The following is a 14,633-nucleotide window of genomic DNA, read 5'->3' on the forward strand; positions in this document are numbered from 1 at the left end:
TGGAAATATTGTACCCGGACAACTTTAAATTTTGTAGCTTGTTACGAGACTAATTTCTTGATAGAATAGAAATTATGACGAGATATAAAGCAACTATTTCCTATGATGGTTATGCCTTTGCTGGCTTTCAGCGCCAGCCTCATGCGCGGAGTGTTCAGGAAGAAATTGAAAAAACCTTGACTAGATTGAATAAGGGGCAATCTATCACTGTTCACGGTGCTGGTAGGACAGATAGTGGGGTTCATGCCTTGGGACAGGTTATTCATTTTGACCTACCTTATCAGATGGATGAGGAGAAGCTCCGTTTTGCTTTGGACACCCAGTCCCCTGAAGATATTGATGTGATTTCGATTGAGCTTGTGGCGGATGATTTTCATTGCCGTTATGCCAAGCACAGTAAGACCTATGAGTTTATCGTGGATAGGGGGCGTCCCAAGAATCCTATGCGCCGTCACTATGCCACTCACTTCCCCTACCCACTCGATGTGGAACGGATGCAGATTGCAATTAAAAAGCTAGAGGGGACCTATGATTTCACCGGCTTTACAGCCTCTGGGACTAGTGTGGAGGACAAGGTTCGTACCATTACAGAAGCCAGTCTTAGGGTTGATGAGACAGGCCAGTTTTTGACTTTTACCTTTTCAGGAAATGGTTTCTTGTATAAGCAGATTCGCAATATGGTGGGGACACTGCTCAAAATCGGAAACAATCGTATGCCAGTAGAGCAGATTGCTCTCATCTTGGAGAAAAAGGACAGGCAACTTGCAGGTCCCACTGCAGCACCTAATGGTTTGTATTTAAAGGAGATTCGTTATGAAGAATAATCGTATTTTGGCACTTTCTGGAAATGACATTTTTAGTGGTGGTGGCCTGTCAGCTGATTTGGCTACCTATACCTTGAACGGCTTGCATGGCTTTGTAGCAGTGACTTGTTTGACAGCCTTGACAGAAAAAGGATTTGAAGTCTTTCCAACTGATGATGCCATTTTTCAACATGAATTAGATAGTTTGCGTGATGTGGAGTTTGCAGGAATTAAGATTGGTCTTCTACCAACTGTCAGTGTGGCTGAGAAGGCCTTGGACTTTATCAAACAACGCCCAGGAGTGCCTGTGGTGCTGGATCCTGTCTTGGTCTGCAAGGAAACGCATGATGTAGCTGTAAGTGAACTTTGCCAAGAGTTGATTCGCTTTTTCCCTCATGTCAGTGTGATTACACCTAATCTTCCTGAAGCAGAATTATTAGCTGGTCAGGAAATTAAAACCTTGGAAGACATGAAAACTGCAGCGCAGAAAATGCATTCCTTAGGAGCGCCAGCAGTCATTATTAAGGGAGGCAATCGCCTTAGTCAGGACAAGGCTGTGGATGTCTTTTATGATGGACAGACCTTTACAGTCCTAGAAAATCCTGTTATCCAAGGTCAAAATGCTGGGGCAGGTTGTACCTTTGCCTCTAGCATTGCCAGTCACTTGGTCAAAGGTGATGAACTTTTACCGGCAGTAGAAAGCTCTAAGGCTTTCGTTTACCGTGCCATTGCACAAGCAGATCAGTATGGAGTGAGACAATATGAAGCAAACCAAAACAACTAAAATTGCCCTTGTATCCCTATTAACCGCCCTTTCTGTGGTTCTAGGCTATTTCGTAAAAATTCCAACACCGACAGGAATTCTAACTCTTTTAGATGCGGGTGTCTTCTTCACGGCCTTCTACTTTGGTAGTCGCGAAGGGGCTGTAGTCGGAGGACTAGCAGGTTTCTTGATTGACCTCTTATCAGGCTACCCTCAGTGGATGTTCTTTAGCTTGGTCAACCATGGCTTGCAAGGATTTCTCGCAGGATTTAAAGGAAAAACTCAGTTGCTAGGACTTATCCTAGCAACCATTGTCATGGTAGGGGGCTACGCCTTGGGTTCAACTTTGATGAATGGCTGGGCAGCAGCCCTACCAGAAATCCTACCAAACTTCCTGCAAAATATTGTAGGGATGATTGTAGGGTTTGTGCTTAGTCAGAGTATCAAGAAGATTAAGTAAAGAGGCTGTGGAGAAAGTCCTAAAAATCAGAAAAAACGCATAGTATCAGGTGTTGAAAAACCTTGATACTATACGTTTTATTGTGGGAAGATTTTCCTCATTTTCTAGTGAAATTGAACTTTTTCTAACATCTTTTTATAGATTACTTCTTAATCAATTATCATTTCCATTGTTGTTTCTTGGGGTTTCATCCCTTGTCTTTGATAAAAGCGGAGAGCACCCTCGTTATCATTCCAGACACTTAGGGTTAGGTTATTGCAGCCAATTTCTTTAGCATAATTGAGAGCGAATTGATAGAGTTGATCACCAATTTTTTGACCATGAGCATTTTGATCTACACATAAATCTTCGATAAAAAGGGTTTTGATTTCTTGGAGAACAGAATTATCTGTTTTATCTTTTATGGTACAAAATAGGTGTCCGAGAACTTGTCCCTTCTCATCTTCAAAAACAAAAATAGGGGTATGTTCTTGAGAGAGAATGGTTTGCAACTCAGAGGAACTATATTTAGCCCCAGTTTGCTTAAAAATATCTGGTCGAGTATGGTGGTGAACCGTAAGAATTTGTTGTAATAAATCGAGTAATTTAGGAATATCTTCTTGTTTAGCTTTTCGAATAGTCATGAAGGTTCTTTTTATTGGATTAGTCTATAAGAAAAGCTTTAGGGGCAATCATTTTTCTTTATGAAGAGTTCTTAAAATAACTAACTGTGTTAACATAATCCAAAGAATGAGAATACTCATGTCCAATAGAGAAACATCTCCGTAGTCGTAAAGGCTGGCTCGCAGAAGATTTGAGGAAGGGACGAAAGGGAGGGCACGGTAAAGATGGTTTACCCACTCAGGTAGTCGATCTGCAGGATACATGAGTGGTGAGAACATGAGTCCAATCATAAGAATTAGCTGCGACATAAGGGTTACGGTATTTGGAGAAAAGGTGTAGGCTATAGCAAATCCCAGACTAATCATAGTAAGACAAATCAGAAGCACAATAAAAACACCAAGAAAAGATGGATGGAGACGAACAGAAAAGCGGACATACCCAAGTAGAATAGAAATAAAAACTCCCGGCAAAATGGCAATTAACCACATCCACAAGTCAGCGAGAGAAATGAATATCCTAGGGATGGGTAAGGCACGAATATAATCCAAATGCCCTTCCAACTTATCATTTGCTATAACAGGGGAGGAAATTGTACAACCGATAGAGATAATTCCAATTAAAACAGAACCAGACGAAAGATAGTAGGCAGTAGTCGAATCAATATCGCCAATAACTAGAGGGTAGCCAAAAAGAAGAGAAATAGATAAGAGAAGCTGGGCCAGTGTAAAAAGGATGAAAAGATCTTTTTGGCGCAAGTAGTTCCAACGAAGTAAGTAAAAAAATTGAGTCATATTAGTTGATTAGCTCCTCTCTATAAAGGTCAGAAATAGTCAATGTTTTTTGATGAAGAGAGAGATTGAAAATTGTTTTTTGACCAAGCTCTTCTGTCAGTTGTGCTATCAATGGAGCTAGACTTTTTTCCTCAATCTCTAATTGACAACTAACACCATTGATAATTGTATAATCTTCTATTTTGTCTAATATACTTTTAGTCATAAAATCAAAGCTTATCTGATACAGTTTGTCATGGATGATTTGCTTAACCTTTCCTGATTTAAGCAATTTACCATTATTAAAGAGGGCGTAATTATCTGCATATTTTTCAACCTCCAGAAGATTATGAGTAACGATAATAATGGTATGCCCCTTGCTAGCTAACTTTTGCAATAATTGCCATTGCTTTTCACGACGAATGGGGTCAACATCATTTGTTGGTTCGTCAAGAAGAATGATGTCTGAGCTACCGATTAGTGTCATAGCAAAGGAAGTAAGTCTTTTGAGACCGCCCGAAAGATCCTTACCTTTTTTGTAACGATAGTCTTCAATTTCTAAATCAGTGAGAAGCTGGCTGATTGCTTTTTTTAGTTCTTGGGAACTCAATCCTCGCATTTTTCCAAGTATTTCTAAATTTTCTTCTACGGTTAATTTGTCGAGTGGGGCATATTGTTGAGACATATAACTAATTAAGGTGCGTGCTTGTTTACGATTGTATATAAAAGAAATATCGCCATACAAAATATCTCCTTGGTCAGGTTTAGTAAAACCAATCATTTGATTCAATAGAGTAGATTTTCCAGCTCCATTGTGTCCCAAAAAAGCCGTGATTTTTGCTGGTGATATTTCTAAGGAAATATGATTATTGGCTAAGTGCTGACCATCAAAAGATTTAGTCAAATTATCAATTACGAGTTTTGCAGTTGTCATAAGTTTAATTCTCCGTACTTAGAAAAAATTTCCCAATCGTCTTCTTTACCTGTGCCGCATGTTGGACATTCATCAAGATAGCGTCCCCAAGAATCGTGTGTGAATGAGGCTCCGTTTTCATAATTGATTTCGTATTGATGGTTAAGGCTAATTGGTTCTGTATATTGAGTTAATAATCGGATAGTTTCATCAACAATGGCAGAAGTCAGTTGAAATATTGCTGGGCCATAGGCTATTGTAGGGATTGTTTTTGTAATCGTACGAATACCATGAAATTGTTCAAGGAATAGATTGTCAATTTTTGTATAATGAATATTTAAACAATCAAAACAGCCTGTTTGGTAAGGGATAACTGAATAGACACGACCACGACTAACTTGACTGGCGCCAAATATACAGGGAATATTTTTTGTAACGATTGCTTTATTTACGATACGTTGAATATCATATTGAGGTTCATCAATCACACATATCGTAATATCAACATCATCAAGTAAAGGAATCAAGTCACTTACAGAGGTGATACGTATATTATGGGTTTCTACTTCAATATCGGAATTCATTTTTGTAACTTCTCTATGGGCAATTTGAACTTTAGATAAGCCAATATCATCTTCCTTGTATAGAAATTGTCTTCCTAGATTACTTTGCTCAACAATGTCAAAATCCACTATTTTTATCTTTTTAGGCCCCAAGCCTGCTAGTAATGTCAGTATGTTAGAGCCCCCACCACCAAGACCTAGTAAAAGGATAGTAGACTGATGAATTTTTTTCTGTGTTGCAATACTATCTTGGAAGTTATTTAAATAGCGACTGAAATAATATATATTTGAATGATAACGTTCTTTAATATCCTGAATTTCGCTCGCTTCTTCGAGAACCCCCTCATTATCTAAGAGTTCAAGAGCGCCTGTGATGTCTTCTTCAGTTAAATCATCATATTTTGTTAGCATGATATTGAGAATATCTTGAAGAGGACGTCCGTCTAAAATATTGACTAAATTCCACATTTTATTATTATCATCCTTAATTTCTGTGGTTATACCAATTTGTAGCCCAATCCTAAATAAATTTTTATGAAGTTTATAAACAGGATATATTTCTTTTATTCTTGGATGATAGAATTTCATTTTAACCTCACTATTTTATTAAAAAGGAAGACGAGGTGATTATAAATCATATATCCTCGTCTTGCAAATCCCAGTTCCTATTACAAATGGAAATAAGTAGAAAGAAAATGGTGAACCTATCTACTCAATTCCAATAGTAGAAATAAATAGAAAAGAACTCCTCTAAAAACTCAATTTTAAAATGCTAATTTTTCAACCTTTTCTGGTTACTAAACATAGAAAACCGGTAGTTTTTAGAGGTGCCCAAAATTTAGAAAACACCCCAGCTAATATCAGTTTTAGCAATAACTTTACGCACTTGAATATTTTTCATTTTTGTAACTCCTTTCATATTTGATAAGAATATTGTATAATAAATTAACGATTTTTTTATCAGCATGTCATAATTGACGTATTTGACGTTATAATTGGCAAAATCATGCTTGTAGTGAGGAATTTGATGTTAAAAATTGCGATTTGTGATGATTCTAATAGGGATGGTAGTCAGCTAGAAAACTTACTCTTATCTTATAAGGACATCAAAATAGAAACGAGTGTTTATACGAATCCCCAAAAACTATTAGAACAATTGACAGAGAAGTACAGTTGTGTTTTTTTGGATATCGAGATGCCACAGATAACAGGAATTGATATGGCACAAAAAATCCGTAAGGTAAACCCTTTTATCCCGATTATCTTTGTTACCAGTTATCGAGATTATATGGAGCAGGTTTTTGAAGTGCAGACTTTTGATTATTTACTTAAACCAGTGACTTCTAAAAAATTATATAAAACTCTGGATAGAGTGGTACGTTTTTTGAATTTAGGGCAAGCTGTATTTACGTTTACTTTTGGAAAGCAGCATTATTCACTGCCTTTAAATGACATTGTATTTTTGAAAAGGATAAGCGTGCTGTCTTTATTTACACTAAAGATCAGACTTATAAAGCTTTGCTTAAAACGAAAGATATTTTAGAGAAATTACCTGATTACTTTATTCAAATTCATTCTTCCTATATTATCAATCCTAGATATGTGACAGAGTTTGATTCGCAAATAGTCACAATTTTAAATGGAATGGATGAAAATCACCTTCCAATTAGCCGGAAATTTCAAGCGGCTTTTAGAGAAAAGTATTATTATTATCTGAGTGAGAGGAATTTTTAATGTTAGTCAGTTTGCGGATTGTGAGTATTCTGTTTGATTTATTTTTGGGAGTTATTTTCTTTTATAGACCTTTGTCCCAAAAAGAAAAGTCTAGGAGAATTTGTATCTTTACTTCTCTCCTTTTATTTTTCCATGCCTTGTTGACGATATTATTTTCAGGAGCTAATCTTTTCTTAGTAGGGAATCTTATTCTCAGTATCGCAGAGTATTATTTTTTAGGTCTTTATTTTGGATATGCTGTTCAAGAATCTTCGTTTTGGATTTTTTGTCAGATGAGTCTAACTTTACTAGCTGGTACTATACTCAATCAAGCAGTGCAACTATTTTCCCCTTTATCAGTCATTTCAGAAAATCTAATAGCCATGCTTTTTTATCTCGCTGTAGCTTTTCTTTTATCATTGCTAGTGACCCTGGTTCTTCGACAACTTTTTCGTGCACATCAAAAGTTAGTTTATACTGCTTCTGTTTCTAAAGGGACTTGGTTATACCAGTTTATTGTACCATTTTTGTCCATTTGTTTTGCTTTTACAATATCAGCGATTCAAGGGCAAGTGTTTGAGAAGGATTATCTTTCTTTTGTTTCTGTATTAGCCCTCATTGTGTTAACGTTCTCTTCTCTCTATTTCACCCTATATCTTTCTCAGCAACAACAGAGGTATTATCAAAGCATACTAGAGACGGAACAGCTGACCTTTCAATTGAGAGAAATGAAACAATCTAAAAAAGATTATAGGAGAATTCAAAGGATTCAACACGATTTGAAAAATCAACATTTAATCCTCCTTGCACTTTTAAAAGAAAATCCTGAACAAGCGAAGTCTTATCTTCAAAGCATGACAAATAGTATAGAGAATCAAACTGTCTGTTACTCCAAGAATACAACAATTAACTTTTTACTCAATCAAAAATTACAGGACAAGGTAGAGGACATACAATTGGAAATTGATTGTTTTGTACCTCAACGATTAGAAATCAATCCAGATATTTTAGCGGTTTTACTTGGTAATTTGTTGGACAATAGTCTTGAAGCCTGTATGCGCTTGAGTAATAAAGAAGATAGGGTCTTGATATTAGGAATACGATATTTTCAGAAGAAACTCTTTATTGCTATCGAGAATTCATTTGATGAGGATGAATTGGTAATGCGAAAGGAACGTCAGACAGAGGGATGGGGGCTTAAAAATATCGAGAGACTTGTAACCAATCATAGGGGAATAATAAAGAATTTCATTCAGAATGGACGTCATAAAACAGAAGTGATTCTTCCTGTCTAACTAGGATTTGTTGCTATCTTAATCAAAATAAAGCAGGTCTTTGCTGGTGCTTGTAAAGAGGTCAAAGCCATCCTTGGTTACAACACCGCAGTCTTCAATACGAACACCGACTTTACCAGGGATATAGATACCTGGTTCAACAGAGAAGCACATGCCTTCTTCGATGACTATGTCGTTTCCTTCCATGATAGATGGGAATTCATGAACATCCATACCGATACCGTGACCAAGACGGTGGTTGAAGTACTCACCATAACCAGCTTTTTCGATGACTTCACGGGCAGCGCGGTCTACTTCATGAGCAGTCACACCAGGTTTGATAAAGTCAAGGGCAGCTTGTTGGGCTTCAAGGGTCAAGTTGTAGATATCTTTTTTGAATTGGTCTGGTTTGCCGACAGCGACTGTACGAGTCATATCTGATGCGTAGCCATTGACCATGACACCCAGGTCAAAGAGGAGAAGGGCGTCTTTTTCGACCTTGTTTGCTGCTGGAATGCCGTGTGGATTTGCAGCGTTATCGCCAGTTAAGACCATGGTATCAAAGCTCATTTCATAGCCTTCACGTTTCATGGCAAAGTCAATTTGGGCGATGATATCTGTCTCAGTCTTATCAAGAGAAATATTGTCAAAACCAACATTGACAGCCTTGTCCGCATAGAGACCTGCAACCATCATTTTTTGCACTTCATCAGCTGATTTGATGAGGCGCATGCGTTGGATACGAGGAGTGAGGTTTTCAAAATCAGCAGTTTCAAAGACTGTTTTCAAGCCATGATATTTGGTCAAGATGAGATTGTCAAACTCAACAGCGACACGTTTGAAATCAAGCTGTGGAAGAGCATGTTTCATTTTTTGCCATGGATTTTCAGAATCCACATAGCCCACAACTGGGAAGGAAACAGTGCTAGTAGCACGCTCAACTTCAAGGGCTGGGACAAAGAGGAGAGGTTCCTGATTAGCTAGGACAAAAAGGAACATCTGGCGTTCATGGGGATCACTGTAAAAGCCAGTGAGGTAATTGATAGTGACGGGGTCAGATACGACAGCGACGTCTAGTGTTTCTGATTCAAGATATGTTACGATTTGTTGTAATTTAGACATATGCTACCTTCTTTCTACCCCTCTATTTTGGCAAAAAATGATAGAAAATGCAAGGGAGAAGGGTAAAAGAAAAGACAAAAAGAACTCCGACAAGATAACGGAGTTCTTTGATATAGTTTCACTTTGTTTAAGAAAAGTCAGCCTTGCTTTTGACGTCGCTATATTCTTCAGCGATTTCTTGGCTGAGAATGTCCTCATAGGCAGGGAGTTGGATGTCCTGACCATATTTCTTCTTGAGGGCTGTAGTGACTAGGCGATAAGCTAGATTGGCATTACGAGAGAGGATAGGCCCATGGAAGTAGGAACCAAAGACATTCTTATAATGAACCCCTTCACCAACTTTTTCTTCGTTGTTTCCATTTCCATAGACAACCTGCCCCAGCGGTTTTTGGTCATCTGAGAGGAAGGTACGACCTTGGTGATTTTCAAAGCCATAGTAGGTTTCATCGAATTCATCATTATGAATCTTGATGTCACCGATAAAGCGGTTATTAGTCTGGTTGAGGGTGTAGTGCCCCATAACCCCTAGCCCTTCGATACGTTGACCTGAAGCTTCAATATAATATTGCCCCAATAGTTGGAAACCACCACAGATGGCTAGAACCACTCCGTCGTTTTGGATGTAGTTGTCAATGCTCTCTTTCTTAGCAGGTAGGTCGTCTGCAATGATACTCTGTTCAAAATCTTGACCACCACCAAAAAAGGCGATATCATAGTGGTTTTCATCAAAGTCATCATGGAGAGAAACGATGTCAACCGTTACATGGGTTCCTAGTTTTTCAGCTACATACTTGAGCATAAGGATGTTTCCATTGTCTCCGTAGGTATTCATGAGGTCGCCATAGAGGTGGGCAATGTTGAGCTGATAAGGGTAATTGCCAACTTTTGAGGAAAGTGAAGTATAAACCATTAGTTCATCTCCTTTCTAACAATCTGACGACTAGCCAGTAGTTCACGGAATTCAAGCATAGCAGTATAGGTAGCTAGGATGTAGGCATGCTTGCAGTCTTGCTTCTCAATGGTCTTGAGAACTTGTTCCAGATTACTTGTTTCGGTGATTTTATCAGCTGGATAGCCAGTTACTCGTAGACGGCGAGCGATTTCAGAATGACGAACACCACCAGCGTTGATTTCAGGAATGTCCATGTCAGTGATTTGTTCAAAGTCCGCATCCCAGATCCAGCTAGTGTCAATTCCATCTGCATAGTTGGCATTTAGGAGGACAGATAGGCTAAATGGATAAGGAGCTAGTTTAATCATCTCGATAGCTTGGGTCGCGCCAACAGGATTTTTAATCAAGACGAGAGTACATTCCTTGTCGCCGATATGGAAGGTTTCCTGACGACCAAAGACAGCACGGCTCTTGTCAAATCCTTGCTTGATGAGTTGCGAATCTGCACCGAGGAAACGAGCAATAGCGACCGCAGCAAGGGCATTGTAGATATTATAGAATCCACCGATTTGGATGCCGTATTCTTGTCCGTCAATGATAAAGCGGGAGCGATTGTTGGTCAACTCAACCAAGTCGGTCAGACGGTAGTCCAAGTCAGGACGTTTGCAACCACAATTTTCACAGATATAGGCACCCAAGTTAGCATAGGTATTGTGTTCATATTTGAGGATGCCTTGACAGTCAGGGCAGAGAATTCCTTCGGTATTATAGTGAGCTAGTTTGGCTGACCCTTTTTCCAAGTCAAAACCAAAATACTCTACAGGATTTGGAATAGCTGGCTTGTAGAAAAGGGGACTGTCACCATTTAGGAGGACAGTAGCCGTAGGCACCTTACAGATGGCATCCAAAATCATGTTATAAGTTGTGTAAATCTCACCATAGCGGTCCATCTGGTCACGGAAAATATTAGTAATGACAAAAAGGCTAGGATGGATGTAGTCACAGATACGAGATAGACTGGCCTCGTCAATTTCTAGAACGGCAATGTTTTTCCTAGTTTTAGAGGATTTGGCCGTCAAGAAGGTTGTCGTAATCCCTGTAATCATATTGGCACCGCTTGGATTGGTCAGAACCTGACCATAAACCTCTTTTAAAATGCCGACAGTGAGGGCAGTTGTCAGGGTTTTCCCGTTGGTTCCAGTGACCACGACAATCTCGTAGTTCTTAGCTAAATTTTGTAAAATATCTTTATCAAATTGAAGGGCGAGTTTTCCTGGGAGCGTACTTCCACGGCCAAGACGGCTCAAGATGAAGTGAGAAGAACGCCCAGCTAGGAGACCCAAAGTAGTTTTTAATTTCATGTTTCTATTATATCATAAAAGAGAGAAAAGACAGATTTGAGATTTCGCAGAAACAAAAACAGCCCGATGAGGGCTGTGAGATACGAAGAAGTCTCAACTTAAATCGCAAACAAGTCATTCAAGTTCTCAGCCAAGGTTGGGTGAGTGAAGATTTGTTTTGTGAAATAAGTGTAAGGAACCTTGTTGTCCATCGCAACAGTGATGATGTTGATGATTTCTTGAGAACCTTCTGAGAAGATGCTTGCACCAAGAATTTCTTTTGTTTCAGTATTAACAACAGCTTTGAAAGCTCCGCGAAGGTCTCCATTTACGTGACCACGAGGCATGGCTGCAACAGGGATTTCTTTCACTGCGTATGGAAGTTTCAAATCAGCTGCTTGGCTTTCAGTTAAACCAACTTGTGAAAGTGCAGGTGTGATGAACATAGTATTTGGCACATTGAGACGGTCCTCAAGTGTGTAGCTGCCATCTCCAGCAAGGTAGCTGTAAACAACACGGAAGTCATCAAGTGAAATGTAAGTAAATTGAAGACCACCGTTGACATCTCCAACTGCAAAGACACCAGGAACGTTTGTTTGACAGTGTTTATCTACTTTAATAGCGCCACGTTCAGTTAGTTCAATATCTGTATTTTCAAGTTGAAGTGGTTCTACATTTGGTTTGCGTCCAGTTGCGTAGAGAAGGGCGTCGAAACGGTAAGTTTCGTCTTCAGTTACGACAAGCACTTGGTCACCGTCGTTTTTAATTTCAGTAGTATGGATATTTTGAAGCAATTCAATACCGTCTTCTTCCAGGTATTGTTTAGCAAGAGCTGCGATAGAAGGTTCTGCACGAGGAAGGAAAGTATCCAAGGCATCTAGGACGGTAACCTTGCTACCAAGTTTATTGTAGAGTCCTGCAAATTCAAGACCGATATTTCCACCACCAAGGACACCAAGTTTTTCAGGCAATTTGTCCAAGTTTTGGATACCTGTTGAGTCAAAGACATTCTTACTTGTAGTAAGTTCAGGGATTGGCAAGACGTTTGAAACAGCACCAGTATTGATGACGATAGTTTCAGCAGTCAGTTCTTGTTTTTCATCACCAGCTTGGATTTCGATGACATTGTTTGAAAGGAAGTGAGCTTCCGCATCAAAGATATCCACGCCTGTACCCGCAACAGTCGCATAGTTTTTACCGTTGAGGCGACCAGTGATGGTATTTTTGGTAGCAATGACTTCTTCAAAAGACAAGTCCTTCTCAGCAGCAACTAGCAAGGTTTTAGTTGGGATACAACCGATGTTTATACATGTTCCACCGTACATAGCTTTACTACGTTCAACGAGGGCAACTTTTTTGCCAGTTGAAGCCAATTTACCAGCTAGTGTTTTACCAGCTTTACCAAATCCGATAACGATTAAATCATATGTTAATATTTATAGCCCTCCTGTTTGATTTTCATTCTAGCACAAGAAAACACTTTTTGCACAAATCTGCTACGGGAAATGATTTCCGGTCAAAAAGTCTATCAAAAACTTCTATAATTCTAATTCAATAGATAATAAATCGTTTACATGGTTTTCCTAATGGATTCTACTATCTTTTGCTTCTCTCTTGTGTTATACTAGATAAGTTGCAAAGAAACCAGTACTTTTCTTTCGTGGAAAAGAAGCAACACTGTATCTCATTTTTTAAGAAGATACGTCATGAAAAGAAAAGTATACACTAAAGCGCCTTATAGGGTGGCTTCGCACCACCTTTAGAAAGAAGAAAAACGTGAAATTTAATGAATTTAACTTGTCTGCTGAATTGCTAGCAGAGATTGAAGATGCTGGATTTGTAGAAGCAAGTCCTATCCAAGAACAGACTATTCCCTTGGCTCTCGAAGGCAAGGATGTCATTGGTCAAGCTCAGACTGGTACAGGTAAAACAGCAGCCTTTGGCTTGCCTACCCTTGAAAAAATCCGTACAGAAGAAGCGACCATTCAAGCCTTGGTCATCGCTCCAACTCGTGAACTTGCTGTTCAAAGCCAAGAAGAACTCTTCCGCTTTGGCCGTAGTAAGGGAGTGAAAGTCCGTTCAGTATATGGTGGTTCCAGCATTGAAAAACAAATCAAGGCTCTTAAATCTGGTGCCCATATCGTGGTAGGAACACCAGGCCGTCTCTTGGATTTGATTAAACGCAAGGCCTTGAAATTACAAGACATTGAAACGCTTATCCTTGACGAAGCGGATGAAATGCTCAACATGGGCTTCCTTGAAGACATCGAATCTATTATCTCTCGTGTCCCTGCAAATCGTCAAACCTTACTCTTCTCAGCAACCATGCCAGATGCTATCAAACGTATCGGCGTTCAGTTTATGAAAGATCCTGAGCATGTAAAGATTGCTGCCAAGGAATTGACAACAGAGCTAGTGGATCAGTACTATATCCGTGTTAAGGAACAAGAAAAATTTGATACTATGACCCGTCTCATGGACGTGGAACAACCAGAACTTGCTATCGTATTTGGTCGTACCAAACGTCGTGTAGATGAATTGACTCGTGGCCTGAAAATCCGTGGCTTCCGTGCTGAAGGAATTCATGGTGATTTGGACCAAAATAAACGTCTTCGTGTCCTTCGTGATTTTAAAAATGCAAACCTTGATGTTCTAGTTGCAACAGACGTTGCAGCGCGTGGTTTGGATATTTCAGGTGTGACCCATGTCTACAACTACGATATTCCACAAGATCCTGAAAGTTACGTTCACCGTATCGGCCGCACAGGTCGTGCTGGTAAGTCAGGTCAGTCTATTACTTTCGTAGCTCCAAACGAAATGGGCTACCTTCAAATTATAGAGGATTTGACTAAGAAACGCATGAAAGGCTTGAAACCAGCGACAGCAGAAGAAGCCTTCCAAGCTAAGAAACACGTAGCTCTCAAGAAAATCGAACGTGATTTTGCGGATGAAACTATTCGTGGAAACTTTGAGAAATTTGCTAAAGATGCTCGTAAGTTAGCTGCCGAATTTAGTCCAGAAGAATTGGCTATGTATATCTTGAGTCTGACAGTCCAAAATCCAGACAGCCTTCCTGAAGTGGAGATTGCGCGTGAAAAACCACTGCCGTTCAAACCGTCAGGAAATGGACGTTCTGGAGGTAATCGTGGACGCGACAATCGTCGAGGAGATAACCGTCGTGGTGGTCGCCGTGATGATTTCAAAAAAGGCAACCGCGGAAACGATCGTTTTGATAAGGAAAAACGTTACCGTAAGGATAATAAAAAACCACGCACTACTTCAAGCGAAAAGAAAACAGGCTTTGTTATTCGTAACAAGGGTGATAAATAAGAAAAAGCGGTTCAAAATGAATCGTTTTTATATATAAGGAGACCAAGGGTAAAAGAAGATGGTGATAGTAAAAGATAGGTGAAACGG

At 39.3% G+C, this 14,633-nt stretch carries 15 protein-coding genes; 7 read left to right on the plus strand and 8 right to left on the minus strand.

Annotated features, from left to right (window positions below; genetic code table 11):
• The first annotated feature begins 74 nt into the window (after positions 1 to 74).
• Genes truA through OVN21_RS02915 form a run of 3 tightly spaced genes read left to right on the plus strand, consistent with a single transcriptional unit; the run spans position 75 to position 2,026 of the window.
• Positions 75 to 824 (plus strand): tRNA pseudouridine(38-40) synthase TruA, encoded by a 750-nt coding sequence (gene truA, locus OVN21_RS02905; RefSeq protein ID WP_267247201.1) that lies wholly within the window; start codon positions 75 to 77, stop codon positions 822 to 824.
• Positions 814 to 1,587: a bifunctional hydroxymethylpyrimidine kinase/phosphomethylpyrimidine kinase gene (locus OVN21_RS02910; protein ID WP_267247202.1), complete on the plus strand. Its 774-nt coding sequence runs from the start codon at positions 814 to 816 to the stop codon at positions 1,585 to 1,587. The genes truA and OVN21_RS02910 overlap by 11 nt, the downstream gene beginning before the upstream one ends.
• Entirely contained in the window at positions 1,565 to 2,026 is a 462-nt protein-coding gene (locus OVN21_RS02915; protein WP_267247203.1) for an ECF transporter S component, read from the plus strand. The genes OVN21_RS02910 and OVN21_RS02915 overlap by 23 nt, the downstream gene beginning before the upstream one ends.
• A 149-nt stretch (positions 2,027 to 2,175) precedes the next feature.
• Here the strand turns inward: OVN21_RS02915 and OVN21_RS02920 are convergent, their stop codons facing one another.
• From OVN21_RS02920 to OVN21_RS02935, 4 genes are read right to left on the minus strand one after another with little or no spacing between them, the layout of a single operon-like run.
• Complete coding sequence (locus OVN21_RS02920; RefSeq protein WP_267247204.1) at positions 2,176 to 2,649, minus strand: GNAT family N-acetyltransferase; 474 nt, start codon at positions 2,647 to 2,649, stop codon at positions 2,176 to 2,178.
• Between the two features lie 48 nt (positions 2,650 to 2,697).
• Positions 2,698 to 3,420 (minus strand): ABC transporter permease, encoded by a 723-nt coding sequence (locus tag OVN21_RS02925; protein WP_267247205.1) that lies wholly within the window; start codon positions 3,418 to 3,420, stop codon positions 2,698 to 2,700.
• Between the two features lies 1 nt (position 3,421).
• Entirely contained in the window at positions 3,422 to 4,333 is a 912-nt protein-coding gene (locus OVN21_RS02930) for an ABC transporter ATP-binding protein (RefSeq protein WP_267247206.1), read from the minus strand.
• Positions 4,330 to 5,463, minus strand: a complete 1,134-nt coding sequence (locus OVN21_RS02935; protein WP_267247207.1) for a ThiF family adenylyltransferase — start codon at positions 5,461 to 5,463, stop codon at positions 4,330 to 4,332. Before OVN21_RS02935 ends, OVN21_RS02930 begins: the two co-directional genes overlap by 4 nt.
• Before the next feature lie 439 nt (positions 5,464 to 5,902).
• Between OVN21_RS02935 and OVN21_RS02940 the strand changes: the two genes are divergently transcribed.
• The 3 genes from OVN21_RS02940 to OVN21_RS02950 are packed head-to-tail and all read left to right on the plus strand — an operon-like array spanning position 5,903 to position 7,883.
• Entirely contained in the window at positions 5,903 to 6,418 is a 516-nt protein-coding gene (locus OVN21_RS02940; protein WP_267247208.1) for a LytR/AlgR family response regulator transcription factor, read from the plus strand.
• Positions 6,394 to 6,609, plus strand: coding sequence for a LytTR family transcriptional regulator DNA-binding domain-containing protein (locus OVN21_RS11125; protein ID WP_267247209.1), 216 nt, complete (start codon positions 6,394 to 6,396; stop codon positions 6,607 to 6,609). Before OVN21_RS02940 ends, OVN21_RS11125 begins: the two co-directional genes overlap by 25 nt.
• Positions 6,609 to 7,883 (plus strand): GHKL domain-containing protein, encoded by a 1,275-nt coding sequence (locus OVN21_RS02950; RefSeq protein WP_267247210.1) that lies wholly within the window; start codon positions 6,609 to 6,611, stop codon positions 7,881 to 7,883. The genes OVN21_RS11125 and OVN21_RS02950 overlap by 1 nt, the downstream gene beginning before the upstream one ends.
• A gap of 18 nt (positions 7,884 to 7,901) precedes the next feature.
• Here the strand turns inward: OVN21_RS02950 and OVN21_RS02955 are convergent, their stop codons facing one another.
• The 4 genes from OVN21_RS02955 to OVN21_RS02970 all read right to left on the minus strand — a co-directional run bounded on the left by OVN21_RS02955 (position 7,902) and on the right by OVN21_RS02970 (position 12,652).
• Positions 7,902 to 8,984 carry a M24 family metallopeptidase gene (locus OVN21_RS02955; protein WP_267247211.1) on the minus strand — a complete coding sequence of 361 codons (1,083 nt, stop codon included), beginning with the start codon at positions 8,982 to 8,984 and terminating at the stop codon, positions 7,902 to 7,904.
• Between the two features lie 127 nt (positions 8,985 to 9,111).
• A complete protein-coding gene (gatD, locus tag OVN21_RS02960; RefSeq protein WP_267247212.1) occupies positions 9,112 to 9,894 on the minus strand; it encodes a lipid II isoglutaminyl synthase subunit GatD in 783 nt (260 codons plus the stop codon).
• Positions 9,894 to 11,237, minus strand: a complete 1,344-nt coding sequence (gene murT / locus OVN21_RS02965) for a lipid II isoglutaminyl synthase subunit MurT (RefSeq protein ID WP_267247213.1) — start codon at positions 11,235 to 11,237, stop codon at positions 9,894 to 9,896. The genes gatD and murT overlap by 1 nt, the downstream gene beginning before the upstream one ends.
• Positions 11,238 to 11,335: 98 nt before the next feature.
• The gene (locus OVN21_RS02970) at positions 11,336 to 12,652 is read right to left on the minus strand and encodes an FAD-containing oxidoreductase (RefSeq protein WP_267247298.1); all 1,317 of its coding nucleotides are present in this window, start codon (positions 12,650 to 12,652) and stop codon (positions 11,336 to 11,338) included.
• A 340-nt stretch (positions 12,653 to 12,992) separates the two neighbouring features.
• On the opposite strand from OVN21_RS02970, the gene OVN21_RS02975 reads away from it, so the two are divergent.
• A complete protein-coding gene (locus OVN21_RS02975) occupies positions 12,993 to 14,546 on the plus strand; it encodes a DEAD/DEAH box helicase (RefSeq protein ID WP_267247214.1) in 1,554 nt (517 codons plus the stop codon).
• The last annotated feature ends 87 nt before the right edge of the window (positions 14,547 to 14,633 follow it).

This window comes from Streptococcus sp. Marseille-Q5986, from assembly GCF_946902915.1.
GTDB lineage: Bacteria > Bacillota > Bacilli > Lactobacillales > Streptococcaceae > Streptococcus.

Coding starts and splice junctions, on each gene's coding strand:
- truA (WP_267247201.1), top strand. CDS start 75: ATGACGAGATATAAAGCAACTATTTCCTATGATGGTTATGCCTTTGCT.
- OVN21_RS02910 (WP_267247202.1), top strand. CDS start 814: ATGAAGAATAATCGTATTTTGGCACTTTCTGGAAATGACATTTTTAGT.
- OVN21_RS02915 (WP_267247203.1), top strand. CDS start 1,565: ATGAAGCAAACCAAAACAACTAAAATTGCCCTTGTATCCCTATTAACC.
- OVN21_RS02920 (WP_267247204.1), bottom strand. CDS start 2,649: ATGACTATTCGAAAAGCTAAACAAGAAGATATTCCTAAATTACTCGAT.
- OVN21_RS02925 (WP_267247205.1), bottom strand. CDS start 3,420: ATGACTCAATTTTTTTACTTACTTCGTTGGAACTACTTGCGCCAAAAA.
- OVN21_RS02930 (WP_267247206.1), bottom strand. CDS start 4,333: ATGACAACTGCAAAACTCGTAATTGATAATTTGACTAAATCTTTTGAT.
- OVN21_RS02935 (WP_267247207.1), bottom strand. CDS start 5,463: ATGAAATTCTATCATCCAAGAATAAAAGAAATATATCCTGTTTATAAA.
- OVN21_RS02940 (WP_267247208.1), top strand. CDS start 5,903: ATGTTAAAAATTGCGATTTGTGATGATTCTAATAGGGATGGTAGTCAG.
- OVN21_RS02950 (WP_267247210.1), top strand. CDS start 6,609: ATGTTAGTCAGTTTGCGGATTGTGAGTATTCTGTTTGATTTATTTTTG.
- OVN21_RS02955 (WP_267247211.1), bottom strand. CDS start 8,984: ATGTCTAAATTACAACAAATCGTAACATATCTTGAATCAGAAACACTA.
- gatD (WP_267247212.1), bottom strand. CDS start 9,894: ATGGTTTATACTTCACTTTCCTCAAAAGTTGGCAATTACCCTTATCAG.
- murT (WP_267247213.1), bottom strand. CDS start 11,237: ATGAAATTAAAAACTACTTTGGGTCTCCTAGCTGGGCGTTCTTCTCAC.